Below are 25,218 nucleotides of genomic sequence, written 5' to 3' on the forward strand. Positions count from 1 at the left end.
CTCTACAACCTGGCGGACTACCCAATGCATTGACGAAACACTAGATTCGTAGAGTCTTCGCTTCGAGCTGTTGAAACCTGCGATCAAACTCCAAATTAGGATCGCTCTCAACAATTGCATCAAGTACTTTTCCAACCTCGTGAACATCGAGTTTGTTCGAAGCCTTCAAAACATGCCAAATCATTCTAAGCGCAAGCTTTGGCGCCCGAGTGGGAATATCTGACTGAGGTAGACCTCCAAGAAAAATCCGATGGGATCGGTATGGCGCAATGAATGCCTGGATCACGGGAAACAAAGACTCTGCTTGAGAACCGCTGACAACCAGTAACCTTAAGAAGTCTTGTGTGGACAACTCGTCAACATACTCGGATTCCTTAGGCCAAATTTCTGCAAACAGGGGCAACACCTTTGCTTCGCTAAACCCTTCTGCCCCCTCTCCATTTTCTATCCTTCCCTCTTCGGCGGTCCATCTATACAATGTATGAACCATTGCAGCTCTTACCGATGCCGGGCAGTTCCTTAGCATTTTCGTAATTTCTTGGGCGGATACCCCCCAGTCTTGATCCTCCTTCGCAGCCAATGACAATGCAGGTCGTAATACCTGAGCAGCTGTATTTTCAGCAGAAAATCTCCCCAATTCTTCTGAGCATTCACAAAGGCTCATATCAACGATTTCCTTGAACCGGGAAAAAGCTTGGGCACTCAGCCGGCTATCTTGAATGAACACAGAGCGAAGGCCCGTTGCAGTAGGTTCTTTTAGATTCGGCTCTAGTGTTTCAACGACAATGTCCTCGCAGTGGTTCATCAAGTAAGAAACATTGCGCACCAAAATTGCATTTGTCAGTAATCCCTTGGCTCCATCAGCCGCCAAGGCAGTAGCTAGCATCTCTTCAGCATCGCTTGTTTCAGATTTCGTTGCTAACGCATTGGAATGCATAAACAAGGCAACTTCAGCAAGCTTTCCGTGAGCGGTGTTTACGGCAAAATCCATTAGGTTTCTTGAGTCACTCAGTGGCGGCGCAGTCACATAAGGCCAGATTTTCCACCACCAATCACGTACGTTTTCCAATTGTTTCCTTCGGTGAAAAATGATCGAAACAATCGGTTCAGAAAGACAGGTTAATTCTTCCGCAGAACAGTTCTCCAAATACTCGAGAGCTTCAATGAGGACTTCAAAAGTCGGGTCTTCCCCTTTGCTAGGGGCAAAAGAAATACCGCTTAGAAACGTAGACCACAGGGAAAGGTTTTCCTTCGAAAAGTCTCCGTTCTTTAAAGCTTGAAGCGCTGCTGCAGGATCAGACTGGCAAAACGTGGACCATCCCTGCTGATCTTCCAAATTGGGGCTTTCCAGCATCTCCTGAGCGACATGCAATTGTTGCTCCGGATCAGCTGAGCGAATGGGTTCTTCACGTCCGACGACTCTTTGCACTCCAAATGAAAAAGATCTGAACAAATCCCGCTCTTCGACCTCCTGCCCATGAAACTCCCTGCGCTCTCTTATTTCTTTTAACTCTATTTGTCCCGGATCGGACAAGACGCCTGCCTTTTCAAGCATACTAAGGTAGATCCAGAGATCTCGATCACGCGCGATCGGTCGCCAGTCAGTGCCACTTGAAGAAGCGTCCGCGTCGCGAAATCTAGTAGGAGACTCAAGCAGAAACCTAGCCTCTAAATGCTCAACCAGATCTCGGTCAGCGCAAATTGCTTGATCTCTTATGAAAAGGGCTACTTCACGCCGACAGGCCCAAAGTTGCTCGGATCTTGCACGCAATAGTGTGCCAATTGCCTCATTTGGATCGATAATCTTCATCGTCCGGGCTGCATGCAGATAGAGTCTTAGCCCAATATTGCCTGGAAGTTGGAGCCATGAACGAGCTATTGCCATCGAACCATCTGGATCAATTTCAATTGCTGCCGGAAAACAATCGATTATCAATCTAATTAGATATAAGATGCCATCCCTATGTTCGTTTTGTTCGTGATCTTCTATCGCAGGTACTGAGGTATCATTTAAGTCAAATTCATTCGTAATATGCCCCAATTCAACTTCTAAACTTATCGCTTGACGCAGTTGGAAATTGGCAACTTCGACGGTACGGAGAGCCAATTCTGGACGTTCGATTAATCGGTCACTTAGTTCCTTCGCCCGCCAGGTGTCGTTGACTTCCAGCCGTGCGTAACACAGATTTCCAATTTTGACGTCGCCCTTAACCGGGAACTCCTTTAAAACATTTAGCCTTCGTGAAATTCGAAGACCTGGCGCTACAAAGCTCACAGCACGTACTATGTCACTGTCAAGTAACTCGCCTGTGTCAAAGATGTCAGCGAGTTCAAAGTAGTCTAGACTTTCTTGATTTTCGTCGGAGAATTGAATTTTGCAAAATAAACGCCAGACCCTGCGCCAATCAGGCTGAACCTCGCGATTTCGGCGTAGTCTTTCCTGTACACTGGCTACCAGCGGCGCTCCAATTTCCTGAAGCCAATTAACTGCAAATTCAAATCGCTTTGGGCATTGGAAGTTTTTTTCTAACCAAAACGCGACAATCCTAGCTGATAAATCGGTAGGCCAAAGCTTGTTGTCCCTTATGAATTCAAACCATTTAGGATCCTCAACGCATCGAATTACACAATCCCACACATCATTTGTTTCAGATAGAAGCCAAATGACCATGTTTTGCTGATCAATGGAAGACGTACGAAAATCCTTAGATACGATGTCTGATATGATTTCCTTCTTCTGCTTTTGAGGTCTTTCTATCAAATCCGCGAGATCTGATAATCCTTGCCAAAGAGCAAAGTGATTTTGTTTGCCCTCAGTTTTTTTTGGGTAAGGGATCGGTTCGACGCCAAGGGTCGCCCACTGTTTATGAACCTCGACGGGATCTTTCTCGTAAGAAGCAAGAGCGTATACGCTCCTCAAATCACTGAACCGAGACCTATCCGATTCTAAAACATTGAGAAAATAGCGAACTGGAGCGTCGCCAGCGCTGTAGCCAACTAGAAGAATAGTCCTGCATCGCGAAAGATCGAATAGAAAGCGTGAAGCCCAACCAGAGCGCATATACGCTTCGCCATAGTCGGAGCTTGTCAGAACCAGAGGCGTTCTTCTCAAGTTGAGTTCTTGATCATCCAGGCGACCATGGAGATGAACAATGCCGTGAAAGCCGCTACTACCGGGTGCAGGCAATGCTTGCCCCGCAAAACTAATTTTGTCTACAGTTTCATCATTCGGCAGGGTTCCGTGAGCGTGCTCAAGCAGGGTTTCAAAATTGGTAGTGACGATTGTCGATCTATTCTCAACATCCTTTGACAGGCGGAGAAGAGTCCGGTGTTGGCTCAGATCAGCTTTGTCAGGCTTCCTTAGACGGTTACATACTGAGTCTTGTACTTTTTCAGGTTGCGCTAACCTGCGCGCCAACGAGCCGAGCACCTCCTCGTAACGCCCGGCTTCAAACGATTCAATTTCACCCGCTGACATAACCACACTCAGGTCTTCAAACACACCCGAGGTGAGGGCTTTGAAGAGTTCAAGTTGTGGTGCGCTGATCCCAGCTCCGCACAATACGACCACTTCCCCCTTTATAAGTTCATTGACCAATTTGTCAGGGAATTCGGGGCATTCTGGAAAAAAACTGACTGGCATCTGTAGGTCTCGGTATACGTGCGTAGTTTTTTAACGCGTCTATCTTTTTATGTTCTGACAGATAGTTGCACCCAAGCCATTGAGAATCAATCAAGGATTGAAGTTTCAAGTTTATATATTGAGCCTAGAACGACTTCTATTGTTCGGGCCTTCCGATTGCAGGACTTCTCTCTTTGGCGGCTTTGCCCCGCCCAGCGGCTGTTGTTTGGGCCTGAATCGCAGGTCCGCTTCGGGCTGGGAGGCGCCGTTAGACAGGTTTCGCACCAACGGCAGCTACGCGCAGAGAACAGACTTTGCAAACACTAGCTTATTTGATGGAGGTTTACCTATGCCGACCATACAAACTACGGAGTTCAACCACACGCTCCATGGTCTTTTTCATCTGCACATTTTCCGGCTCAATCTGTTCCCAAAAACGAACTCTTCCCTCCAACTGCTCAAAATAATTTGGAAAGAAAATTCTGCGCCGCGCTACGTGGCTAGACAATCCTGACGACCAGACAAAATACACGTCACGCTTTAAGTCACGCCGGAAACGTCTTGTCGGCCTTGGCTTGCCAGAGGTTATGTCCAACCCGGTTACGATCTTTTTGTCACCTTCGCTCAAGAAACGAACTTTTTTCTCATTTACTTGGAACCCCTCACTGGCAATAATTTCAAAAAACAGCCTTCGAATCCCCTTTGGAATGGATTTTCCCGAGATCACAATGTCATCTGCATACCGAGTATATCTCAAACGCTTAGACTTGCAGATCTTCATGAATCTTTGATCCAAGTCTCGGCAGATAATATTGCTTAAATATGGGCTGGACGCGGCACCTTGCGGCAACTTCCGATCCAGCGTGCAGAGTTTTGCCAGTAGGAAGGCCACATTTGATGAGTATCCGAAATCAATAAAGACCTTTACCACTCTTGAAAAACCAATAGAGGGAAAAAAGTCCTTGAGATCTATCTTGAGGAGTTCCTTTCTACCGCAATGTACGAGTGCATTGTCGAAGATCGAGACGCCTTCTCGATATCCCGTAACACAAACCGGTAAATTTACAGAAGAAAGCACTTCATCGACTATCCATCGCTGCACTTCAAGCAGTGATGGATAAGGAGCTTGAATTTCCCGCGAACCTCCTGTTCTCTTTTTGATCTTAAATCTTCTATAGTAACTTTTTGTTCCATAACCCATCGCACTAAGGTCAGCCGGGTGTCGTCCAACTAGTAGCGCTAGGTGGGAGGACTCGAAAATAGGCGGAACTCCACTTGAAATACAGCGCCGGATATACGGCATGTAAGAACGCGCTAGATCACTTCGCAGGCCTATATCCTCGAAGTACTGATGCCATTTGTACAATAAATTGTCGTTCATAGCGTGGTCACCGCTACTTGATCTATCCGATGCTTGCATCGCTTACGCATGAAATGCGATGAATTTCTGTTTTCAAATTTGAAACCATAAATTTCATCGTGTTTCATGCCTGCCGACGAACGGAGGCACAGTAACACTTTCTTGAGAAACTCAAGAAATGTTACTGTAAGGTTTTCGTACACCTTAACCGTAGAAGCGACTACACTTCTAAACGCTAGCGGTGACCACTCTGCTGCCCAGTTAGCACGCAATTTAGTCTCCTCCAACCCCAAAGTCGCGCCGAGATAGCTTTGAAACCCTGGGGGCGTACGGTTCAAAGGGACTGATCTTGCTGCCCTTGAAGCGTTCCGGCACTTCTCTCCAAGTTTTCCTGCCTCTAAATGCAAACATGTTTTGGTTATCCTGAATCCACAAACGCCCGGCTTTCGTAAGGTGCAAAGAAACGCCTTTCGCGGTGATAAGATTGAGCTTTGACAGGTTCCTAATCGCCCTTGATATTTCTTTGATTGAGACTCCAACCTTTAAGGTCAACATTGAAACGGTCACACCGCCCTCTTGTCTGCGGGCCTGATCCAAAACGGTCAGTTCAAGGGAAGAAAGGCGATTATTCATAACTCGCTCCTATAAACGAGGGTATCTCGTGGTTCACCCCTACAATCCTCTGGCCACCAAAGAATTGGAAAATTGGAGTTAGGTGCGTTGTGTCCCTTTAGGCAAAACAAAGCCTCTGCCCGCCCGTAGCCGAAGTTGGGAAGCATTTTTCCTTCGACTATTTGCGCCAAACCGGTTTCGAGTCGGTTCATGTGACAAGATTTCACGCCTAACTCTGCGCCGGAAAAGTGGCCAGACAAACCGGGTTTTAACTTCACCAAAAACTCCAAATCAATATCCAAACCGGATAATAAATCAAAGGCCCCTTCCATTCCAAAGACCACCTTGACTTGCCCTGTCACTGGAAACTTTCTAGATTTTGATTCCGCAAATATGTGTTTAAGCCTTCCGCGAACAGTACTCCCAGTTCCTGCAAAATCATCTATTAGAATAAAGTGCGGGTAATCTTTCATATTTTTCTTTTTAAGATACATCGGAACACTATTAAATAATTTGATGCGTCCTCCACGTGGAAGCATGGGTTTCAGTCTCTGCAAAACCATCTGAGAGCTGTCGGCTCCCTCATTCCAAGCCATGGCAACGACCGCTACCGATGTTTTCGTAGAAGAAACTTGCGCTATGCTTTTTGCTAGTCTTCTTAAGTATTTTTCAAACTGGTTGTCCGACAAGAGGATAAATTTCTCCAGTACATGCTTTAAAACCGCGAACTCTTCAGTGTTCTCACATTGACCGGCAAGTTCTAGAATCTGCTTCTCACAATCCTCCAGATCCTGGCGACGCATGAAAAGGTCCATCAGCCAGTAGTCTATTTCCTCTCGAGGTATCGCCATTATTGAATTTGCCCAGTCCAACACCACCATGTCTAGAGAAGCCTAGCATCGTCGACAGACATCCTAACTCTACTGCAGGGCATTGCAAAGTCGAGTTTTTCCCGACATCTCAATTCTGGACTGCTTCCCATTGAACGCTCACTACCCATGCTGCTTAGATCTGATTTCGTCCCGCGAACCAGAGCCCGCTATGGGCTGGGAGCAGCCGTTACCCCCTTGTATCAACAATCACCGAAAGCGCCCGCAACGCGCCCACAAATCGCTCCCCTACCCGCGTAAGCTCAGCCTCAACAACCGGTTCAACCCTTCCCCGCACGACCGCGAACAGCGCGTACTGCTGTTCACTCCGCAGCTGCCCGATATACCCCCGCCAGCGCATCCAGTCGTTCACGGCGTCGCGGTGGCGCTCGTCCTCACTCCGCAAGTCCGGCTTGTCGTCCTCCCGTGTTTCAAACCGCTCCGGCATCATCTCGATCCTTGTTCCCTTCGCGTGGAGGCTCTTGCAGAGAACGACTTTGGCGTAGCGCGCCTCGGTCGCCGTAAAGGCTGCGTAAATGCTCCAGAGATTTGCTGCCTCCTCCTCGTCGCATGCGAGGTAGATAGCGCGCCCTGCGGCCTCTCCTAGCGCTTGTCTGCGCATGTTCTGCCGGTTCTGCACGGTGTCTTCCTGCCCCATCATTCGCGCTCGTGCGGACAGCACCGTGCGCTGCGGATCCCGTTCCTGGCTAATCTCTGCCATACGCGCCTTGCCTCGCTTCTTGGGGCGCGGTGTTGGCGCCAATCCTGGCAAATCCAGCGGCTGTTTCTTAGACTTCCCGCGGCGATCACCCTTCCCCATTTTTGCGCGCTCCGTACTGCTCGGTTGCGATGTTGATCACCATCTGCTTGATCCAATCATCGTTGATTTCTTTCGGGTCGATTGCGGCGATGCCTTCCTTGTGCCAGAGCGCCACGCGGGCCTTGTCACGGTTCTTCAGCAGCTGCGCGTGATCGCGCTCGTCCGGCCCTTTGCTGTAGATCGTTGAGACCAGTCTCATTGCTCACCTCCAAATCTCTTCAGCTGGAAACCAACCTCGGCAATGATTTCCTCGGCGCGTTTCTTTCCGCAGCGCTTTCCTCGAGGCGCTTCCTGTTTGGGCGGCAGGCTCGCCACGTAGTCCCTGCCCCGCCATGCTTTGAGGATTTCTGAGATGTGCCCCGGATTAGGCTTCTTAGACGGATTGCGTCGCCGCCAATCGCGCAGCGCTGCCCGCACCTGATCTTGCGGCCAGTCCTCGAGTTCGTCGCACCAGTCGGCCAGAACAGCGCCTTTCATTTCGGGCGAAAGTGGAGCCTGCCAGTAGCCTTGCATGATGATTTCAACCTCGAACGCGATCCGGGCCCGATGGTCTTCGACTTCGTGCGGCGATAGCGATTGCGTCAGTCGTGGGGTCGGTGTTGGAAGCTTGGAAACTGCTGCGGGAGCGTTGGTCATTGCCCTGCCCTTTTTCGTTGAAGTACCAATCGGCTTTGACGGACTGCCAGCCGCGTTCCTCGGCGAGTCCTAGGGCGTCAGAGGCATCGCCACCTCTGGCCTCGATTTGGCGTAGCTGCTCGGCCAGTCGCTTGGCCGCCGTGACCGTGAGTGGTTTTTTGATCTTCCGGCGATAGGCGACGAAACTAGACACCGCATCGAGGCCAGCGAACCGCGTTAGCGCATCGCTGATCTTTTGCCCTTCACTAATATTATTAACTTTATTGGATGGTTTATTTTGGTTTGGGTGACACTCTGTCGGGGGTACCGGTGACACTGTGTCGGGGGTGCCCGCCGAGGGGTGACACACTGTCGTATCTTGGGGTGACACACTGTCGGGGGTCACAGTCATGGGGTGACACTCTGTCGGGGGTACCGGTGACACACTGTCAGGGGTCTCGTCTGTGGGGTGACAGCCTGTCGGGGGTACCGGTGACACTCTGTCAGGGGTCTCGTCCGTGGGGTGACAGCCTGTCGGGGGTACCGGTGACACACCGTCGGGGGTAACGGCCATGGGGTGACAGACTGTCGGGGGTTGGGGTGACATACCGTCGGGGGTCGAATGCCGACCCGCCACCGATTTGCCGCCTGCATTTGGACAACTGGACACAACGCTTAAGCAAATTCTGTACTCGACTGTGAAGCCGTTTCTGTGTCTTCGCTTGCCTACTTCCTCGATGAAGCCTGCGCTTTCGAGTGCGGAGATTTGCCGCTGAACAGTGCGCTCTGTGGTCTCTAATTCTCTCGCCATTGTGCCCTTGGAAGCCCATATCCCCTGCCCTTCGTCGCTGGCGATATCGCCCATCAACAGGATTACGGACTTGGCTGTCAGTCCGACGCCGAGGTTCTTGCTTCGAAGGATTGAGGTGACGAGGTTGCTCATCTCTCCACCCAACGCCATTCCTGAGGCTCCAAGTCCTCAAACAGGCCCGGCGAAACAGCTTCCATTTCTGACGTCAGCTTGTGGTAAGTGGCCGTGGTCACACGCCCGCCTCCGGACAAAAAGTAGACCGGCTTATCTGTCGCGCTGTCGCCCACTGGAAGTGAGCAGAGCAGCGTTTCACCTTCCTTGAGGCGGCGCATAACCTCTTTCTGGATAACTGCCATCACCTCGCCTCCAGCCTACCGAGGGCTATCGCTAGCCGCTTTCTGATTGATTTTGTTCTGGAAGACTTGGGTGCCACACACGGGCATTCATTGAGCGCTACGCGTAACCCATGCACTTCGGTCAGCGGGATGCGTATTACGGCATACCCGTCTTCTGAAGTGAGTTTGGGGCGTAGCGGCTCAGACATTACGCCTTCAACTTCTCGATTGTGGAAAGCGCGGTCTCTCCAGCGTGAAGCATTTCTTCCACTTCAACACGAGCTTCTGCCATGGATTTGGGATCGCCGGTCTCAGCCGCAAGGATCAGCGCGTTTACAGCCTCACCAGCCTCCTTGCCGACTTCACCAGCAAGCCGCGTTATTGACTGGCCTTCTTTTGCGGCAACGCGGTCTTCGACTTCCTTGGCGCGCAGTTTTGTAAACCGATAGTCGCCTGTCGCGTCCTCCAGAGCATAGACGTACAACATCGGCACTGCGGCAAAACCGTTCTGGATCCGAGAGATCGTCCCCTTGGAGATTTCATGCCCTAGCAACGCAGAAACCGTGGCACAGGCGGCCTCTACCCCACCAGTTTTGCTGACAAGGCGGCGGAACATGTTGGCGTACAGAAGATCAGACATTTTAAAACCCGTTTTTGTTGTGAAGGGAGTGCCGTGCGTGCAGTTTGAGAGGGAGAAAACCTCTTAAAAAACAGCTTGTGTCAGGCACATCAGCAACTTCTGGAATGTGGATAGGGATATTTGCGAGTACATCATCGGTTGGCTGTCCCGTCACAGGACCGAAAAAAGTCTTCTGGACTGAGACATGCTCCGAGAACATGCGCGTCTCTGAGAAGAACTTGTGCATGCTTCATGGGAATTACCCCGTCGGTCCCTCCTTTACGTTTAGGAGATCGCCATGCGTAAACACGTGTTCGGTGAATTCCGAGGTGGTCAGCTACCTTTGCAGGACCACCACATCTCTCAATTATGCTGCTTGCCGGTTCCATACCACTTCAATTAGTGATTTTCACTAATTTGGTCAATATATAAATTAGCGTTTTTCGCGATACAAGTTCAGACACAAAAAAGCAATTATCGCAGCATGAAAACAGTAAACGCGGAATGGTTGATGGAACGGCTCACCGGTGAACACGGGGAACAAACCCGGCTTGCCGAAGCCATGGGTATCGATAGCGACAAGCTGTCAAAAATCCTTAAAGGGAAGCGACGCGTTCAAGCCAAAGAGGTTCCTGGCGCCCTAGCTTTCTTCCAGAAAGAAGACGACGATCGTTGGGCTGAGTTGATCAAGACAGTCTCTCAACTGGACGAAAACGACCAAACCCTAGTTGAGACTTTTGCGCTAAAACTCCTCAAAGCTAAGGGAGCTTAACAAGCTCACGTAATTTGCTGTTTTCAAAAGAATAAGCACCAACGGCCAAGACGTTCCAAGTTGGTTATTTTTGCTGCTCTTTTGACTTCGTACATTGCTCTAGCATCAGCAGCGTTATGGACAACTCTAGCCCCGCATTCCGCATGCGCTCTCTGCGCGTGCATATGAGCTACAAGTTTATTGCGACGGTACATCCCCATGTAACACCGTTACTAACTTCAGTTTCGCAGGGCACGAACAAACACCACGATGGATAAAATCCCACCAGCCATCCATGGGCCCAAAGAGTCGGCCCAAGGCTCGGTGTATTTGACAGGCAACCTTTCCGGTCTTGTTAACTGCCCTCCACATTTTAGCGTTTTTCACTATTTTATACTTGACCTATATTAGTGTTTTTCACTACACTACAGTTAGGCCGCCGAAGACGCAGTGGCAGATCGCGGCATCTGGAAAGGTAGTGAAATGCAGTATCAATCTATCAAAACACCATCTTGGACTAACGCCGAACTCGAGGTCGATGTGACCGATATCTGGGTCGAAGAATTCGATCCGGAAAACGAAAACGGCGAAGAAGTCATTGCCTACCTCTCCACCAACACCAGCGGCTTCATCACCGTCGATGGCATCAGCATCGATGATGGCGTGACCAAGATCTACCGCTCCCGCGAGTGGACGGAAAAGATGATCGGCTTCGACGCAATCAACCGCATTGAGGAAAGCGAGCAAGAGGCTGCGTAAGCCCTGCCCGCTCCAGTTTTGAAGGAACGAATTATGACATCCAACATCTTGAGCAAAGCGGATCGACGCGCCGCCCCAAACATGGGGCCGCTGTATGCAGCGCTGGCTAAAGCCCAAGGGGAGTTCCCCGAGATCCCAAAGAACAAGACAGGCCACGGATACAAGTACGCAGACATCGCTGACATTCTCCGCGCCGTGCGCCCTATCCTCTCAAAGAACGGGCTCTCGATCTTTCAATCGATCGCGGGTGACAAGCTGGAAACCACTGTTGCCCATGAGACTGGCGCAACCCTCGTCAGCCGATACCCTCTTGTCCAGGACGGTACAGGTCGCATGAACAACATCCAGAAGGTCGGGGCAGCGCTTACCTATGCACGCCGATACTCTCTGACCGCCTTGATCGGAGTTGCTGCAGACGAAGATGTCGATGCAGACGACTTGAGTGTCACCGGCCGCAACGAAGGCCGCACAATCTCGAATGGTCTCAAGGACGCTTGGATCGATGGGGTATTGGACAACTTGCCAGACGACGCGACCGACGCTGAGAAGGCCGACGCGTTTGCCTCGCAGATCATTGCCGACATGCGCGGGATGAAAACCGCGAAAGGCGTCAACAACATCTGGAACAAACGCGAGCAGATCATTGAGGCCTTGGACAAGAAGCACAACCACCTGTTCCAAGATGTCTTCGACTGCTTCCAAAGCTGCATGGCTTCTTATGAGGCGGAGGCTGCCTGACGCGGGCCACGGCCCAAAACCCGCTCCAAACGACATACCCCAATCCCGCTTTAAGGTTTAAAGTCATGCATTTAGAAAACACACCTAAAGCAGTTGATGAATACCTCTCGCGCGAGGAAGCGGCCATGAAATCGCCACAGGGAGCCAATCATACCGCGCTCTTTGAGGAGGTCGGAAAAGCCTACGGAATTGATCCAGACGACCTGTCAAACGCGGTCCTTGAACGAACCATCTTGGGAGCAAACTAATGAGCCAGCACCCACTAAACCTACGTCCTGCCAGCATGGTCATCGATGGTGAGGAATGGGTTCCCAAAACCTATGCCGACGCCCTTGCCGACAAACTGCGCGAACAACAACGCAGCCGCGCCAGCCACAACCAACAGTTTGCCGAGATCAATGACCTGTGGGCCAATCTCCCCCATCACCAAGCAAGCGCACCTTACGCAAAAAGCGCCGACGCGTTTCGCAAGCACGGCCTGATCGCTACCGGTCATTGCGACACAGAGACCATCGTTTTTGAAAGCAAGGCGGCAGCATGTGCAGCCGCACCGGTTATCGCCAATCTGGCGCGCAAGGCGCATGGCTACGCCCTCGTCATTGTGCGCAAAAACTTCGTTATCTGCTCCACTCCACACAGCCAAAGCTACAAGGCCATGGGCAAGGAGCGCTTTCAGGCGAGCAAGCAAGCCGTACTGGATTGGGGTCACAGCATCCTCGGGGTGGCCGCATGAGCAATCTTTGTGGCCGTCCAATCTACCAGAAGGGCTTGAAGCCCGCTAAATCCATGCCGATCCGCAGCGCCTCTGCGCAAGCTGAGTGTACCTTGCGCATTCCAGGCATCTGCACGTTTGACCCGTCGCGGTCGTCCGGCTGCCACGCGCGCTTCTTCAACTTCGCTGGAGCGGCTCAGAAGGTCGATGATCTCTTCCTGATCGATGGCTGCGACGCCTGCCACAGCATTCTTGATCAGCGGAGCAAATGGGCAGACGCCGCTCTTGGCTGGGACGACGTCCTAAGAGCCCTAATGCTGTCTCAGCAGCGCCGCCGCGCCTCCGGTCTGATCCTTTTGAGAGGAGAAGCGGCGTGACGACATTCAAACACCACTTCCGCCTTCAAACAGGCCTCATAGAGCTTCCCAAAAGGCGACTTTCAACGTGTTACCGATCGGTAAGGCGTGATCGAAAACACGGCCACGACTGGAACGCGCGGTGAGCCGTAACAGACCATCATCCGGCCCATGGGAGCACAAGCCCAAACGGAGACCGGCCCCACACACACGATCCTTGCTGGCCTTCGCAGTCTGCTTTGGCATCTTCACTGTCTATCTGGCGAACCAAGCGCTGCCACGGATCGCCGAGGCCGCACTTGAGGTGGAAGCCCTTGCAAAAACACATCGCGAGGGTTGGTGACCTTCCCCGCACTCAAACAATGAGGACCTGAGATGAATGTTCAAACGCAACAGTTGATCGCAGTGGACGCGGATGCGCTGGAAAGGCTGCACGATCGCTTAGATAGCCTGGAACGCATGCTGTCTACGTCGACTGTCTCACCGCAACCTGAATGGCTTTCCGTCACCGCGGCAGCAAACCATCTGGAATGTTCCGAAAGCACCATCCGCCGCAAAATCGCTTTGGGAGAGTTTGAGGCAAGGGGCAGCGGCAAGAGCAAACGCGTCCGCATCAGCTGAATGTACCCCGTCGTCATGCGTCCGTACCCCGTACGTACTGTTTTGGGCGCCCGCCAAGTGGAAAAGTCCAATTGTCGATCATGACCCATTGGACTGAGGTCGGTTGCGCAACTCAACCGAATGGTTCTTCAGACTCGGAACATGGGACCGAACCACCGCCACTCATGCCAAAGAACCAGGTGAAACCTGGCAGGTCATGATCGACACACCGTCTCGGTCCAAGCCGACAGAAAACTGTCGTCTACTGGGCCGAAAGCAAATACAACAAATACGTAATGGAGGGTTGCACAATGGCATTGTGCGTCTTTTTTGTTTTTAGTGTGTTGGCCGCTTTCTATTCAGGGCATCAACTGACGAACGGAGCAGAGCTTAGTTCCGCCCTAGTCTCATATGCGCTGATCGGTGGCGTACTGCCACTTGTCCTGATCGTACTGGCAGCAGTCCGGGAACATTGGATTTTCCAGGGTCGCCGCTTTAAGTAATTACTGGCGCTGAAGGCTGACCCGAGTTCCTTCAAGGCTCTCGATCTCTTCCATCAGCGCTGCCACCAAGCCAGCATCGTACTTACGGCGCTCGTACATTTCTCTAACATCTGGCTCAAAGGTTAGAAGCTGTTCGTACCTTGCCTGAGCCTCTTCACTACGGCCCAAGATGTTCATACCAATGGCAGTGGCCGCAAGCAGCAGTGGGTTGTTTGACCCCTCCAGAGTCGGACTAACCTCTGCTGCCCCTATCCGGTTTCCAATCCCGATTTGAGCGAGGAACACTCCGTAGTTTCTCCAGTGAAGTTGACCAGGGTTCAGCTCCATCGATCTCTCAAACATCTCCAACGCTTCTGCGTAGTGACCAACGGAAACCAAACGAGAGGCAAACCCTCCCAAGATACTCCCATCAAGGGGACCAAGCTTTACTGCGAGGTTGCCAGCACTGATCGCCTCAGGGACACTTCCCATCGCAAACAGCACTGTCATCAGAGCGTAGTGGTTGTTGGCGTCAAAGGGATCGATGTCGATGGCCGTTCTTGCCGCCTCCATTGCGCGGAATAAAGGATCTCCTGGCATGGCGTTACGTTTGTCGCTGTGTTCCTCGCGAAAGATCAAAGCGAGGTTTGCAAACAGGGTCGCGCTGCGCTCCCCCTTCTCAATCTGCTCCAAGAGACAATCTCGCGCTTCCAAATGCGCTGCATCCGTCTGATTGCCGAAGTAGGTCTCTGTCAGGTAGCGACAGCGAAATATCGGGCCGAACTCGCCCCGTCTCATGTAGTCTTTTTCAATCACGCCGTTCAACTGTGCGAGGCCGGACAGCCAGTTCTCAAGATCATCTGCGCTGTCATGGTGGTTTGGCCCAAAAGCAGCCGACGATACGATCTGACCACTCGGAGAATGAATGACCTTGCCCTGTACGGCCGTGCCATTCTCTGCCTTGGAAAACGAGACCCTGTAATCTGCAGTATCATCTGAAAAGCGATCCAGAACTGTGTAGATGTTTTTGAAGCCAGACAGTGTTTCCAGCACATGCGACATCTCCTCCGTTGAGAAGTCACCGGAAACACGCACCATGGGACGATCGACAACCACTCTCTGCGGTTCCATCGACCGAAGATGAGAAACCAGAAAGACGATCAACCCAACAACCAGGACTGCAGAGCAAACCAGGTAAGCTTGCATGCATAGCCGGCGCCAACGACCGCTATCCTCCTGTTCAGCAACGCTCTCTAAAGCGCTGATTTGATGGAATTCCGGGCGATAGGTCCCTTTTGGAATTTCAATCTTTAGGCCGGTTTGGTGCGTGTGGTAAAAAATACTTAAAGCTGTCCGCAGGCGCGCCATTTCGACACGAACAATACTGTCTTCTGATGGATCAAAATCAGCACGTCGATCCAGAACATCAACACCAATGGCATATGCTTTTAAGCGGTCGCCATTTCCTTCAACCTCTGCCGCTATCAGATACTCCAGGATCCGGTACTTCCTGGAACCCTTTGCGAATTCTTTGGTGCTCTGCAAGATTGCAAGATGCTCAGTGATAGCGGCTCTTTGTTCTTCGGAAAAAGGTGTCTTCATTGCGCAAGGCCTTGCTTGGATCGGTGGCGGAACCTTGGTTCAAATCGGCCTATGTCCTTTGGTACATGAGTTGCGATTTTGCCAATGGGTCGTGTTAGTGGCGAAGGACAGAACGGCTACAAATGCCAGGGCCTCGCCATTGGGCTAGCAGAAAGTGAACGCTTTGCTCTAATATGGAACGATCCAAATGGACCTAGTTCTTTTACCCGGTGTCATCTGCACGCGCTTTCTGTCTGTTGTGGTACGGTTCATTCAAGCACCCGCGCGACACGCCCCCCGAAGTGAGAGAGTTGTGTCTGCGAACCACATTCCTGCTCAAAGAAAGTGGCAACTACTTTTTGATGCTCAAACGAAGCACGTCACATTCGTCGCACTACGTTTCATTTTAGGTTCGGCTTTCCCTCGGTTAGCAACCAAGCCCTCAACGGCGCGAGCAACTCGAGATAACTTGCCGTCGCCGGTTACGCTCGCTTGCGCCTACCCCGTGGACATGGGCGACCAAACTCGCCTGCAACCTGATACCTTGTTGCCGTCTGGTAAAGCCAATCTGGCGAACTATGGGTTACTAGTTTGCGACTAACCGGTACGTACTTCCGACATAAACGCGAATTTGTTCGGCGAACGGACAAATTGTTTTGACGGCATAGGCCCAAATTCCTTGGTGTCACAAGGACGAACCTCGCCCCATCAGGTCACGCCATGCAACACTGCCGGGGCGCAACTTCGTCCATCGCTGCTTGTCACCACGCACGAGAAACACAAATTCAAACCCAATTTTTTAGCGCGCAGTAGCAGCCAAAGACCTTCAAACAACAAAAATCCATCGATGACCGCCGCCCAGCGAAAGTGTGAACACAGTATTGCCAGCTGCGTTACGTACCCCGGGATAACGGTCGCGTACTGGCGCGAACAACGTCCATTGCCCTCAAATTAGACCGAACAAAAAACGCCATGGACTGGCAAACCAAGCACTCGCCTTGCTGGCGCAATGAGGGTGCCAACAGCCGATGAAAAGCATCAGAATGTCACGCACACAGAACCCTATAATTGAGAGTTTCGACAGGTATCTCGAGGCCCACGATGACCCAGAGGAACCACGCAAACCTCAAGGCACCATGTCGGAAAGCCGGCCTTCGGTGGACGCCGGAAACACCGATGACGGGACCAGGCCAGTACGTAGCCCATTTGAGCCGCGAGGCACCGAGCCGGGGCGCTCCGGCAATGGTTTTACCTTGGAAGTGTATAACTCAATTCTCGATGGAGACGAGTATCCTCCAGCGTGCTTTACTCCGGGTACTCAAATCCTCACACCGCAAGGTGACCGTCCAATTGAAGACCTCGAGGTCGGAGATAAAGTTGTCACTAGAGATAACGGCGCACTTACCGTCAATTGGATTGGGCGAAAAAATCTGACGAGACAGGACCTTGAACGCAACCCGCAACATTGCCCGATTCTAATCATGGAAGGTTCTTTGGGTAACCACTTGCCAGATCGGGACACGTGGGTTTCACCTCAACATCGGGTTTTGTTTTCCTCCGCCAATGCTCAACTGTTTTTTGAAGAGCATGAAGTCCTGGTGGCCGCGCATCATCTCACTGAGCTGGAGGGTGTTGAACGTGCGGAATGTGAGCAAGTCACCTACATCCATCTAATGTTTGATGAGCACGAGCTGGTGCTCTCCAACGGTTTTTGGAGCGAGAGCTTTCAACCGGGCCTGCAAACCCTGTGTGGCATGGACAAGAGCCAGCGAACGGAAATCCTCGAACTGTTCCCGGAACTCGCAACCGAAATCGGTAGAAGCAAGTTTTCATCGGCCCGGCGGTCTCTAAAAAAGTTCGAAACCAGCGTGCTCTTGGCTCAGGGGGTTTCGCCCGGATGAATGCAGGTTGAGAAGCCGGAAATTCACAAGGCCTCAATACGGGCCAACGCGGAGCCGAAGCCGCTACGACGCAGCCATCAATGCCGCGATCAGACATCCCCAAAAGGAAACAGGTTTTGGACGCTCTTGACCTATCAAGCAGCAACATGAGGTGAAAATGCACACAAGTTACACTGTCCAGTTTTATTGTTTAGACACCCGAAGAGGCATTCCTCCCGGCGACTTTCTTGTACCAATCAATATGCAAGTCTCCGTCTGCGATTCCGATGGCACGGTTACGGCCATATCTCCAAATTGTAACAACGACTTTCTTCTCGGCATGGAGCTGGCCCAAATTTTCGAGGGCGACACAATTGGGTTAGAAATTGGAGGTAGTTATCTGGAAATAAAAGGTATTTCCTTTATTCTAGACAGCAAGAATGGCGGACACAGTTTGTTCGTACCAACAGACGGCAGCATCCTGCAGGGAGGCCGGTTCCTTTGGTCTTCCATTAAAGCCCGCTCGGCGCTGGACCAAGTTAGTATCAGTCAAATTGCCACGCCAAATTGCACGCCGGGCAAGCTGATTGCGACCCCATTGGGCAAAAAGCCGATCACCGATCTTCGGTGTGGCGATCAAGTGATTACTCGAGAAAACGGAATTCAAGAGATCTCTTGGATCGGGCATCGAAAAATCAGCGAAAGAGAATTGAAGATCAATCCTAAGTCTATTCCCATTCTGATCGGACAGGGTGCTTTGGGAAATGGGCTGCCTGACAGAGATGTTTTGGTCGGGTCAAACACACGGGTATTGGTTACGAACCAACTGAATGGGCCCGACAAAACCAAACGCGGCTTCTTGGTAGCAGCAAAATACCTAACCAGCTTCGCTGGAGTCAGCGTTGCGGATTGTTCTAGTTTTTGCTGGACGCCTTTTATGTTCGAACGTCACGAGCTGGTCCTAATCGATGGCATCTGGATTGAGTGCTTCCAGCCTAAAGACCCGTCGCTTCAAGGCTTGTGTAACAGCCAGCGCGACGAACTGTTTCAATTTTTCCCAGAGCTAATCCCCAAAGACACAACCGTTTCAAAACAAAGGCATTTAAACATCGTCTAACCGACGGATCCTCCGCCATTTCGAACTGATTGATCGGCCAATCAGGCATTAATTACCGGAAGGGAACAACTAGCAACACGTCCACCTGCTCTCTCCTTGCCGCACGAATTGAGCGGATGACTTCGATGCTAGCCCTTCCACCAATCCATTTCCTCGCTGCAGAAACGGCGACGTCACAAAGGCAAATTCATGATCATTAGACACGCTATCGTTAGTGACGCCGAGCGATTGAGCAACGTCCTGAAGGAGCTGAAAGCTTCGGGGAAACGCAGGAGCCCCGACACAGTTGCACTGGTGCTTTCCTACTATTTGCAGAACAGCAACAAGGTTCTTTGCATTGTTGCTGAAGAAAATGGAGAGCTCCTGGGCTTCCAATCACTTCAACGTGCCGTCTTTGACAACAACTGGGGTGTCAAACCCGGCTGGGGCATCATTGGAACACACATCCGTCCATCCGCCGCCAGAAGAGGCATCGGACGCACTTTTTTCAACGAGACACGCAAAGCCGCAGTAATTGCCTCGCTACCAATGCTCGACGCCACTATCGCAGCAGACAACCCTGAAGCTCTGGCATATTATGATGCCATGGGGTTCAGTACCTATCGCACACCAGGCGATCTGATCAGCAAATGCTACAAAGTTAGGTAGGTCTGTTTTCCCTGCTGCGCACCGCATCTGATCCAACAAAACTATTTTGCTTGTAGTAAGCGAGTCAGTCCAGCAGCAGGGCCAAACTCTCTGCACTTTCATTGTAGTACGTGAGCAGCTGGGAGAGGTTTCGATGCCCAACCATTCGCGCCAGATCCATCACATCCAGCTTTTTGGCCAGGTGCGTGATCGCGTAGTGCCGAGAGTCGTGAAACGTTAGATCATCCACGCCCGCGGTTTTGCGGGACTTGCGGAATAGAACATCCAACTGGCGCGACGTAAGCCCAAAGACAGGATCCTGCTCCGGCAAATCCTGCAATAGCTTGATCGCCGAGGAGGACAGCGGCACCTCTCTGGACGTACCATTCTTGGTTACAGGCAGTGTGGCGACCCTGCGGTCCAGATCAACGCGCTTCCAGGTCAATCCAACGATTTCCCCTGCCCGCATGGCCGTCTCGCCAGCAAACAGAAAGGCGTGAAACGCTCTCGCCGTTGCTTTTGTCAAATCTCTGCCCGCGACGTACCGCATGCGCTCAATTTCTTCAGCTGAAGGCAGCCTGTCTCTGGCTGCTGATTGGGGCGGCTTGCGAACATCCTGAAGTGGGTTTTCGGACATCAGGCCCCATTCTTTTCGCGTCACATTGAACACAGAAGACAGCAGAACCATTTCTCGCCGAACAGACGCTCCTGTCACCTCGCGAAGCCGACGATCCCGATAGTCAGCCAAATCCCCAGCGGAGAGTTCACCCAAACTGATACCAGCGATTTTGTCTCGTTGGATCTTCTCCAGCCTCACGACCTCCCAACGATGCCCTTTCTTGGCGGGACTCACTTCCCTGGCGTAGCGGTCAAGAACGTCACCCAACGGGGTTTTGGCCGCGACTTTATCGCTGTGCAGAATCTCATACTCAGTGCGAGCCGCCCAATCTTTGGCCTGCTGTAAGGTAGGCAAGACTTTCGATTTTCGTTTGCCCTTGCGAGATACCTCTGCCCGATACCCCGATTTGAGCTTTCTGAACGTCGCCATGATGCGTAACCGATTGCGTAAGAAAAGCGTAAATGGTTACGCAATACTGGCAGTTACGGCTGATCCGTCGCAACAACTTCAACACGGAAGCCGTTGGTATTGCGCGACTTTACGCCGATCTAATCATTTTTACGGAGGTATGTGGTGCCCAAGGAGAGACTCGAACTCTCACGCCCGTGAAGGCGGGGGATTTTGAATCCCCTGCGTCTACCATTCCGCCACTTGGGCCACGGGTGTGATTTAGCCAAGGTTTTGAAGAAGGTCCAGACACAAAACGAATTCTTTTTCATTCGCGAAACTTTGCGAACCGAGACGTGATCACAATTTATTTGCTTGCACTCCAGAGGCAAATGCCTACGCAGGATGGAACAAAAACATAAGGCCACAGAGACATTTTATGCTGCAACGCCTCTACGATTGGACCATGCGTCTAGCGGATCATCCACGCGCATTATGGGCCCTCGCAATTGTCAGCTTTGCCGAAAGCTCCTTCTTTCCGATTCCACCTGACGTTTTGATGATCCCGATGATTCTGGCACGTCCCAACCGCGCCTGGTTGATCGCAGTGGTGGCGCTGGTGTCGTCAGTGATTGGCGGATTGTTTGGCTATGCGATTGGGTATTTTGCATTTGAACAAATCGGCGAACCGATTCTGCAATCACTGGGCAAAGCGGACGCAGTGGCAGAGTTCTCCACACGCTTCAACGACTTCGGTTTCTGGGCTGTTTTGGGCGCTGGTGTGACGCCATTCCCGTACAAGGTCATCACCATCATGTCGGGTTTTACCCACATGCCGCTGATGACCTTCATGGCCACCTCTGTGCTGGCGCGCGGCATCCGTTTCTTCCTTGTCGCTGCCCTGCTGCGCAAATTTGGCGAACCGGTGCGTGACTTTATCGAACAGCGGCTTGGCTTGGTCGCGACCCTTTTCCTCATCCTGCTATTTGGCGGCTTCCTTGCGGTGAAATACCTATGACACTGACACAAAAACTGGCGTTTGTCGCGCTGACCGGCTTTTCCGTGGCCATGATCCTTGGCGCGTGGGGGTTTGAATTCATTGGTGAAATGCCACCTTGCAAACTGTGTTACTACCAACGCTACCCGCATTGGCTGGCCGCTGGTGCAGGGCTGCTGGCCATCCTGACGGGCATCGGTGTGTTTGCCTATTTGGCCGCTGCGGGCGCTGCTGCGTCCGGGTTTGTTGGGCTGTATCACACCGGTGTCGAACGCAAATGGTGGGAAGGTCCGTCGACCTGTACCAGCTCAGATGTATCCAACATGAGCGCCGACGATCTGTTCAATCAGATCATGCAAGCGCCGTTGGTGCGCTGTGACGAAATTCCTTGGGAACTGTTTGGCCTGTCGATGGCAAACTACAACGCACTATTGTCCCTCGGCGCCGGTTTGCTTTGGATTTACGCGATCAAAAATCTGACCTGACACACCATACGGCGCGCAGGTCGCTACCCAGATTTGCGCGTCGACAACAAAAGGTTGGTTTCACTGGTGGCAATCCCATCCAACCGACGGATTTGGGTCAGCACCACATCCAAATGATCAAGCGTATCGGTGCCAAGCTCCAATATCAGATCCCAGCGCCCATTGGTGCTGTGGATCGCCCGCACAGCGGTAAGTCCGGTCAGTTGGCGCACGATCCGGTCTGTGCCCCGCCCTTCAATGCCAAGCATCATCAAGCCGCGCACCGGGTCGCTTTTAGCGTCCTCTTGTAGTACAACTGTAAAACCAACAATGTCACCACGTTGACGTAGGCGCTCGATCCGACCGCGTACTGTGGTACGAGACACGCCTAGGTCAATCGCAAGGTCTGACAGCGACGCACGTGCGTCATGGCGCAGAGCTGATATCAGCTTTCGATCAATGTCGTCCATTTTGCACATCCCCCATCGCCATTTTGGAAAGTCACTGCTCGTTATGTGCAAATTGAGGGGTGTAAATCAACCCATTTCGGAAGGATTTTGCGTAAATCGCGGAACATGAGGCACAACATGACACAGAAAAACTGCCTGTTGGTGGGCGCTCCAGTCGACAGCGGCAAACGCCGTCGCGGTTGTTTGATGGGGCCAGATGCCTACCGGACCGCCCGACTGGGTGAAACCTTGCTAAACCTGGGCCACACGGTACAGGACTTGGGCAATCTAAGCCCTGCCCCGTTTGAGCCAGACGCGCAAGACGATGAACTGCACGCGCTCAACGAAACCGTGGCCTGGACCGAAGCCCTCACGAAAGCTGCGGAAACGGCAATGGCGACGGGCTTTCCAATATTCCTCGGTGGCGATCACAGCTTGTCCGCAGGAACCGTGGCTGGCGTTGCCAACCACGCCGCCACCTTGGGCCGGCCGCAGTTTGTCCTTTGGTTGGACGCACACACCGATTTCCACACACCGCAGAGCACAGGCAGCGGCAACTTGCACGGCACACCGGTGGCGTATTTTGCCGGGCGCAGTGGGTTTGACGCCTTTCCAGCCGTGCAAAACCCGGTTCCGGAAGAAAACATCTGTATGATTGGCCTGCGCTCTGTGGACGATGCGGAGCGGGAAACCCTTCAAGCCACCAAAATTCGCCGTCACGACATGCGAGAGATCGACGAAAACGGCATCGCCCGCCCCTTGGCGGCTTTCTTGGAACATGTTGCCGCGCAAAACGGCATGTTGCACGTCTCGTTGGATGTGGACTTTCTGGACCCGTCTGTTGCGCCCGCAGTTGGCACAACTGTCCCGGGCGGAGCGACTGTACGTGAAGCGCATCTGGTGATGGAAATGCTTCACGACAGTGGGCTAATGACCTCACTTGACCTTGTCGAACTCAATCCATTTCTGGACGAACGCGGACGCACCGCGCAGCTGATGGTGGATCTCGCGGCCTCCGCCCTTGGCCGTCGCGTGTTTGACCGACCGACCCGGAGTTTCTGATGAGCCAGGTACAAGCGCCAGATGCAGTGGTGATGATCCGTCCGCACCATTTCCGCAGCAACCCGGAAACCCGTGGCGACAACGCGTTCCAGATGCCAGCGGAAGGTCAGGAAGTGGCCGATAAAGCGCGCAAAGAATTTGACACTGCGGTTACCGAGCTGCGGGGTGCCGGCGTGCAAGTCCATGTGTTTGAAGACAAATCCGACAACACCCCGGATAGCGTCTTTCCGAACAATTGGTTTTCAACCCATGCCGGTGGCCACGTGGCAGTCTATCCGATGTTTGCATCAAACCGACAGGCCGAACGGCGCATGGATGTAATCGAGATGCTGAAGCGAGACTATCGCGTTCAAGATGTGATCGACTTTTCCGGACTAGAGGCAGACGGACTGGCGCTGGAAGGCACCGGCGCCATGGTACTCGACCACATTGAGCGCGTTGCCTATACGGTGGAATCCAACCGGGCTGATCCTGTTATTCTGGAGCGGTTCTGCACGCATTTTGGCTATGAGCCTCTGGTGTTTGAAGCGCGTGATAAGCGGGGCAATCGTGTGTATCACACCAACGTTTTGATGGGCATTGGCACTCATTATGCGCTGGTGTGTTTGGACATGATTGTGGATCCGACCCGCCGCGCCATGGTGCGTGACCGCCTGGAACAGTCGGGTCGGCAGGTGATTGACCTGACCGAAGCGCAGATCGAGGCCTTTGCCGGAAACGCCATCGAATTGACTGGCAAACGGCGTCTGCTGGCCCTGTCACAGACGGCCGCGGACGCGCTGCTACCCGCGCAAGTCAGACTCATCGAAGAGACGGCCAAGCTGGTGCCGCTTTCCATCCCAACCATTGAAACAGCCGGCGGCTCTGTGCGCTGCATGTTGGCAGGCGTGCATCTGACACGCCGCAATCCGAGGATTAACTAGATGACACAACCCTCTGAAAAAGCACTCGTTCCTTTTGTTTCGGTCGACAATATGATGCGGCTTGTACATCATATTGGTGTTGAGCAGATGCTCCGAGATTTGACGCAATATGTGGAAGAAGACTTCCGCCGCTGGGAGCTGTTTGACAAAACCCCACGGGTTGCCAGCCACTCTGATGTGGGCGTGATCGAGTTGATGCCGACGTCCGATGGTGAGGCTTACGGCTTCAAATATGTAAACGGTCACCCAAAAAACACCGCCGAAGGGCTGCAGACCGTCACTGCATTTGGTTTGTTGGCGGATGTTTATACGGGCTATCCTGTCTTGCTCACCGAGATGACCATCCTGACCGCGCTGCGTACGGCAGCGACATCCGCAATGGTGGCCAAATACCTGGCCCCAAAAGGCGCGGACACGATGGCAATGATTGGCAACGGCGCACAATCTGAGTTCCAAACACTGGCGATGAAAGCCATCCTCGGGCTCAAATCAGTGCGGTTGTACGACAAAGATCCAGCGGCGACCGCCAAATGTGCGGCCAACCTTGCAGGTACAGGCATCGACGTGGTGATCTGTAAATCGCCACAAGAAGCCATTGAGGGCGCACAGATCCTAACCACCTGCACAGCGGACAAGCAAAATGCCACTATCCTAAGCGACAACATGGTCGGATCCGGCGTGCACATCAATGCGATTGGCGGCGACTGCCCTGGGAAAACCGAGCTTGCAAAAGGCATTTTAGAACGCTCGGACGTGTTTGTGGAATTCCCGGAACAGACCCGCATCGAGGGCGAAATCCAACAGATGGCCCCGGACTTTGCGGTCACCGAGCTGTGGCAGGTAATCACCGGGCAGAAACAGGGCCGTCGGGACGCGCGTCAGATCACGTTGTTCGACAGTGTAGGCTTTGCGATCGAGGATTTTTCAGCGTTGCGCTATATTCGTGACAAAGTGGCGGAAACCCCATTCCATGAAGATCTGGATATGCTGGCTGATCCCGACGATCCCCGGGATCTGTTCGGAATGTTGCAACGGGCAAAAGCCTAAATCT

28 protein-coding genes and 1 tRNA gene are annotated in these 25,218 nt (G+C 52.4%); 15 read left to right on the forward strand and 14 right to left on the reverse strand.

Going from position 1 to position 25,218, the window contains the following annotated elements; all coding sequences use genetic code 11:
- Positions 1-40 precede the first annotated feature (40 nt).
- From JXR15_RS12730 to JXR15_RS12775, 10 genes are all read right to left on the reverse strand, one after another.
- A complete protein-coding gene (locus tag JXR15_RS12730) occupies positions 41-3,643 on the reverse strand; it encodes an SIR2 family protein (protein WP_422053579.1) in 3,603 nt (1,200 codons plus the stop codon).
- 322 nt (positions 3,644-3,965) lie between these two features.
- Complete coding sequence (locus JXR15_RS12735) at positions 3,966-5,003, reverse strand: reverse transcriptase family protein (RefSeq protein ID WP_422053580.1); 1,038 nt, start codon at positions 5,001-5,003, stop codon at positions 3,966-3,968.
- A gap of 252 nt (positions 5,004-5,255) precedes the next feature.
- Complete coding sequence (locus JXR15_RS12740) at positions 5,256-5,615, reverse strand: hypothetical protein (protein ID WP_422053581.1); 360 nt, start codon at positions 5,613-5,615, stop codon at positions 5,256-5,258.
- Complete coding sequence (locus JXR15_RS12745) at positions 5,612-6,475, reverse strand: phosphoribosyltransferase-like protein (RefSeq protein ID WP_422053582.1); 864 nt, start codon at positions 6,473-6,475, stop codon at positions 5,612-5,614. Before JXR15_RS12745 ends, JXR15_RS12740 begins: the two co-directional genes overlap by 4 nt.
- Before the next feature lie 178 nt (positions 6,476-6,653).
- Positions 6,654-7,184: a hypothetical protein gene (locus JXR15_RS12750; RefSeq protein WP_422053583.1), complete on the reverse strand. Its 531-nt coding sequence runs from the start codon at positions 7,182-7,184 to the stop codon at positions 6,654-6,656.
- An 85-nt stretch (positions 7,185-7,269) separates the two neighbouring features.
- The gene (locus JXR15_RS12755; RefSeq protein ID WP_294119563.1) at positions 7,270-7,482 is read right to left on the reverse strand and encodes a hypothetical protein; all 213 of its coding nucleotides are present in this window, start codon (positions 7,480-7,482) and stop codon (positions 7,270-7,272) included.
- On the reverse strand, positions 7,479-7,919 hold the full coding sequence (locus tag JXR15_RS12760; RefSeq protein WP_422053727.1) for a hypothetical protein: 441 nt from the start codon (positions 7,917-7,919) through the stop codon (positions 7,479-7,481). Before JXR15_RS12760 ends, JXR15_RS12755 begins: the two co-directional genes overlap by 4 nt.
- The gene (locus tag JXR15_RS12765) at positions 7,804-8,859 is read right to left on the reverse strand and encodes a helix-turn-helix domain-containing protein (RefSeq protein WP_422053584.1); all 1,056 of its coding nucleotides are present in this window, start codon (positions 8,857-8,859) and stop codon (positions 7,804-7,806) included. The genes JXR15_RS12760 and JXR15_RS12765 overlap by 116 nt, the downstream gene beginning before the upstream one ends.
- Positions 8,838-9,065, reverse strand: a complete 228-nt coding sequence (locus JXR15_RS12770) for a hypothetical protein (protein ID WP_283428073.1) — start codon at positions 9,063-9,065, stop codon at positions 8,838-8,840. The genes JXR15_RS12765 and JXR15_RS12770 overlap by 22 nt, the downstream gene beginning before the upstream one ends.
- Positions 9,066-9,252: 187 nt before the next feature.
- On the reverse strand, positions 9,253-9,684 hold the full coding sequence (locus JXR15_RS12775; protein WP_422053585.1) for a hypothetical protein: 432 nt from the start codon (positions 9,682-9,684) through the stop codon (positions 9,253-9,255).
- 463 nt (positions 9,685-10,147) lie between these two features.
- Here JXR15_RS12775 and JXR15_RS12780 point away from each other — a divergent pair, with 463 nt between their 5' ends.
- From JXR15_RS12780 to JXR15_RS12810, 7 genes are all read left to right on the forward strand, one after another.
- On the forward strand, positions 10,148-10,435 hold the full coding sequence (locus tag JXR15_RS12780) for a hypothetical protein (protein WP_422053586.1): 288 nt from the start codon (positions 10,148-10,150) through the stop codon (positions 10,433-10,435).
- Positions 10,436-10,897: 462 nt separating this feature from the next.
- Positions 10,898-11,173 (forward strand): hypothetical protein, encoded by a 276-nt coding sequence (locus JXR15_RS12785; RefSeq protein WP_283428076.1) that lies wholly within the window; start codon positions 10,898-10,900, stop codon positions 11,171-11,173.
- Positions 11,174-11,206: 33 nt separating this feature from the next.
- Positions 11,207-11,911, forward strand: a complete 705-nt coding sequence (locus JXR15_RS12790; RefSeq protein ID WP_422053587.1) for an ERF family protein — start codon at positions 11,207-11,209, stop codon at positions 11,909-11,911.
- 65 nt (positions 11,912-11,976) lie between these two features.
- Positions 11,977-12,159, forward strand: a complete 183-nt coding sequence (locus JXR15_RS12795; RefSeq protein WP_422053588.1) for a hypothetical protein — start codon at positions 11,977-11,979, stop codon at positions 12,157-12,159.
- 35 nt (positions 12,160-12,194) lie between these two features.
- Positions 12,195-12,644: a hypothetical protein gene (locus JXR15_RS12800; protein WP_422053589.1), complete on the forward strand. Its 450-nt coding sequence runs from the start codon at positions 12,195-12,197 to the stop codon at positions 12,642-12,644.
- A complete protein-coding gene (locus JXR15_RS12805) occupies positions 12,641-13,000 on the forward strand; it encodes a nuclease domain-containing protein (protein WP_422053590.1) in 360 nt (119 codons plus the stop codon). Before JXR15_RS12800 ends, JXR15_RS12805 begins: the two co-directional genes overlap by 4 nt.
- 354 nt (positions 13,001-13,354) lie before the next feature.
- Complete coding sequence (locus JXR15_RS12810) at positions 13,355-13,600, forward strand: helix-turn-helix domain-containing protein (protein WP_422053591.1); 246 nt, start codon at positions 13,355-13,357, stop codon at positions 13,598-13,600.
- 482 nt (positions 13,601-14,082) lie between these two features.
- Here JXR15_RS12810 and JXR15_RS12815 read toward each other — a convergent pair whose 3' ends face one another.
- On the reverse strand, positions 14,083-15,663 hold the full coding sequence (locus JXR15_RS12815) for a tetratricopeptide repeat protein (RefSeq protein WP_422053592.1): 1,581 nt from the start codon (positions 15,661-15,663) through the stop codon (positions 14,083-14,085).
- 1,022 nt (positions 15,664-16,685) lie between these two features.
- Between JXR15_RS12815 and JXR15_RS12820 the strand changes: the two genes are divergently transcribed.
- The 3 genes from JXR15_RS12820 to JXR15_RS12830 all read left to right on the forward strand — a co-directional run bounded on the left by JXR15_RS12820 (position 16,686) and on the right by JXR15_RS12830 (position 19,287).
- Positions 16,686-17,543, forward strand: coding sequence for a Hint domain-containing protein (locus tag JXR15_RS12820; RefSeq protein ID WP_422053593.1), 858 nt, complete (start codon positions 16,686-16,688; stop codon positions 17,541-17,543).
- A gap of 157 nt (positions 17,544-17,700) precedes the next feature.
- Positions 17,701-18,639 (forward strand): Hint domain-containing protein, encoded by a 939-nt coding sequence (locus JXR15_RS12825; RefSeq protein WP_422053594.1) that lies wholly within the window; start codon positions 17,701-17,703, stop codon positions 18,637-18,639.
- Positions 18,640-18,828: 189 nt separating this feature from the next.
- Entirely contained in the window at positions 18,829-19,287 is a 459-nt protein-coding gene (locus tag JXR15_RS12830) for a GNAT family N-acetyltransferase (protein ID WP_422053595.1), read from the forward strand.
- 64 nt (positions 19,288-19,351) lie between these two features.
- Here the strand turns inward: JXR15_RS12830 and JXR15_RS12835 are convergent, their stop codons facing one another.
- Together JXR15_RS12835 and JXR15_RS12840 are read right to left on the reverse strand one after the other, a co-directional pair.
- Positions 19,352-20,314: a tyrosine-type recombinase/integrase gene (locus tag JXR15_RS12835; RefSeq protein WP_422053596.1), complete on the reverse strand. Its 963-nt coding sequence runs from the start codon at positions 20,312-20,314 to the stop codon at positions 19,352-19,354.
- A 142-nt stretch (positions 20,315-20,456) separates the two neighbouring features.
- Positions 20,457-20,542 (reverse strand) — tRNA-Leu (locus JXR15_RS12840).
- Between the two features lie 169 nt (positions 20,543-20,711).
- Between JXR15_RS12840 and JXR15_RS12845 the strand changes: the two genes are divergently transcribed.
- Positions 20,712-21,290, forward strand: coding sequence for a YqaA family protein (locus tag JXR15_RS12845; protein WP_422053597.1), 579 nt, complete (start codon positions 20,712-20,714; stop codon positions 21,288-21,290).
- Positions 21,287-21,754 (forward strand): disulfide bond formation protein B, encoded by a 468-nt coding sequence (locus tag JXR15_RS12850; protein ID WP_422053598.1) that lies wholly within the window; start codon positions 21,287-21,289, stop codon positions 21,752-21,754. Before JXR15_RS12845 ends, JXR15_RS12850 begins: the two co-directional genes overlap by 4 nt.
- 23 nt (positions 21,755-21,777) lie before the next feature.
- Here JXR15_RS12850 and JXR15_RS12855 read toward each other — a convergent pair whose 3' ends face one another.
- The gene (locus tag JXR15_RS12855; protein WP_422053599.1) at positions 21,778-22,203 is read right to left on the reverse strand and encodes an Lrp/AsnC family transcriptional regulator; all 426 of its coding nucleotides are present in this window, start codon (positions 22,201-22,203) and stop codon (positions 21,778-21,780) included.
- Positions 22,204-22,320: 117 nt separating this feature from the next.
- Here JXR15_RS12855 and rocF point away from each other — a divergent pair, with 117 nt between their 5' ends.
- From rocF to JXR15_RS12870, 3 genes are read left to right on the forward strand one after another with little or no spacing between them, the layout of a single operon-like run.
- Positions 22,321-23,244, forward strand: coding sequence for an arginase (rocF, locus tag JXR15_RS12860; protein ID WP_422053600.1), 924 nt, complete (start codon positions 22,321-22,323; stop codon positions 23,242-23,244).
- On the forward strand, positions 23,244-24,167 hold the full coding sequence (gene ctlX, locus JXR15_RS12865; protein WP_422053601.1) for a citrulline utilization hydrolase CtlX: 924 nt from the start codon (positions 23,244-23,246) through the stop codon (positions 24,165-24,167). The genes rocF and ctlX overlap by 1 nt, the downstream gene beginning before the upstream one ends.
- Positions 24,168-25,214, forward strand: coding sequence for an ornithine cyclodeaminase (locus JXR15_RS12870; RefSeq protein ID WP_422053602.1), 1,047 nt, complete (start codon positions 24,168-24,170; stop codon positions 25,212-25,214).
- Positions 25,215-25,218 lie beyond the last annotated feature (4 nt).

The organism is Shimia sp. (assembly GCF_049116215.1).
Lineage (GTDB): Bacteria > Pseudomonadota > Alphaproteobacteria > Rhodobacterales > Rhodobacteraceae > Shimia.

Coding starts and splice junctions, on each gene's coding strand:
- JXR15_RS12735 (WP_422053580.1), bottom strand. CDS start 5,003: ATGAACGACAATTTATTGTACAAATGGCATCAGTACTTCGAGGATATA.
- JXR15_RS12825 (WP_422053594.1), top strand. CDS start 17,701: ATGCACACAAGTTACACTGTCCAGTTTTATTGTTTAGACACCCGAAGA.
- JXR15_RS12795 (WP_422053588.1), top strand. CDS start 11,977: ATGCATTTAGAAAACACACCTAAAGCAGTTGATGAATACCTCTCGCGC.
- JXR15_RS12770 (WP_283428073.1), bottom strand. CDS start 9,065: ATGGCAGTTATCCAGAAAGAGGTTATGCGCCGCCTCAAGGAAGGTGAA.
- JXR15_RS12855 (WP_422053599.1), bottom strand. CDS start 22,203: ATGGACGACATTGATCGAAAGCTGATATCAGCTCTGCGCCATGACGCA.
- JXR15_RS12750 (WP_422053583.1), bottom strand. CDS start 7,184: ATGGCAGAGATTAGCCAGGAACGGGATCCGCAGCGCACGGTGCTGTCC.
- JXR15_RS12760 (WP_422053727.1), bottom strand. CDS start 7,919: ATGACCAACGCTCCCGCAGCAGTTTCCAAGCTTCCAACACCGACCCCA.
- JXR15_RS12745 (WP_422053582.1), bottom strand. CDS start 6,475: ATGGTGGTGTTGGACTGGGCAAATTCAATAATGGCGATACCTCGAGAG.
- JXR15_RS12730 (WP_422053579.1), bottom strand. CDS start 3,643: ATGCCAGTCAGTTTTTTTCCAGAATGCCCCGAATTCCCTGACAAATTG.
- JXR15_RS12845 (WP_422053597.1), top strand. CDS start 20,712: ATGCTGCAACGCCTCTACGATTGGACCATGCGTCTAGCGGATCATCCA.
- rocF (WP_422053600.1), top strand. CDS start 22,321: ATGACACAGAAAAACTGCCTGTTGGTGGGCGCTCCAGTCGACAGCGGC.
- JXR15_RS12835 (WP_422053596.1), bottom strand. CDS start 20,314: ATGGCGACGTTCAGAAAGCTCAAATCGGGGTATCGGGCAGAGGTATCT.
- JXR15_RS12740 (WP_422053581.1), bottom strand. CDS start 5,615: ATGAATAATCGCCTTTCTTCCCTTGAACTGACCGTTTTGGATCAGGCC.
- JXR15_RS12800 (WP_422053589.1), top strand. CDS start 12,195: ATGGTCATCGATGGTGAGGAATGGGTTCCCAAAACCTATGCCGACGCC.
- JXR15_RS12780 (WP_422053586.1), top strand. CDS start 10,148: ATGAAAACAGTAAACGCGGAATGGTTGATGGAACGGCTCACCGGTGAA.
- ctlX (WP_422053601.1), top strand. CDS start 23,244: ATGAGCCAGGTACAAGCGCCAGATGCAGTGGTGATGATCCGTCCGCAC.
- JXR15_RS12850 (WP_422053598.1), top strand. CDS start 21,287: ATGACACTGACACAAAAACTGGCGTTTGTCGCGCTGACCGGCTTTTCC.
- JXR15_RS12830 (WP_422053595.1), top strand. CDS start 18,829: ATGATCATTAGACACGCTATCGTTAGTGACGCCGAGCGATTGAGCAAC.
- JXR15_RS12790 (WP_422053587.1), top strand. CDS start 11,207: ATGACATCCAACATCTTGAGCAAAGCGGATCGACGCGCCGCCCCAAAC.
- JXR15_RS12805 (WP_422053590.1), top strand. CDS start 12,641: ATGAGCAATCTTTGTGGCCGTCCAATCTACCAGAAGGGCTTGAAGCCC.
- JXR15_RS12815 (WP_422053592.1), bottom strand. CDS start 15,663: ATGAAGACACCTTTTTCCGAAGAACAAAGAGCCGCTATCACTGAGCAT.
- JXR15_RS12775 (WP_422053585.1), bottom strand. CDS start 9,684: ATGTCTGATCTTCTGTACGCCAACATGTTCCGCCGCCTTGTCAGCAAA.
- JXR15_RS12820 (WP_422053593.1), top strand. CDS start 16,686: ATGTCACGCACACAGAACCCTATAATTGAGAGTTTCGACAGGTATCTC.
- JXR15_RS12810 (WP_422053591.1), top strand. CDS start 13,355: ATGAATGTTCAAACGCAACAGTTGATCGCAGTGGACGCGGATGCGCTG.
- JXR15_RS12870 (WP_422053602.1), top strand. CDS start 24,168: ATGACACAACCCTCTGAAAAAGCACTCGTTCCTTTTGTTTCGGTCGAC.
- JXR15_RS12755 (WP_294119563.1), bottom strand. CDS start 7,482: ATGAGACTGGTCTCAACGATCTACAGCAAAGGGCCGGACGAGCGCGAT.
- JXR15_RS12765 (WP_422053584.1), bottom strand. CDS start 8,859: ATGGCGTTGGGTGGAGAGATGAGCAACCTCGTCACCTCAATCCTTCGA.
- JXR15_RS12785 (WP_283428076.1), top strand. CDS start 10,898: ATGCAGTATCAATCTATCAAAACACCATCTTGGACTAACGCCGAACTC.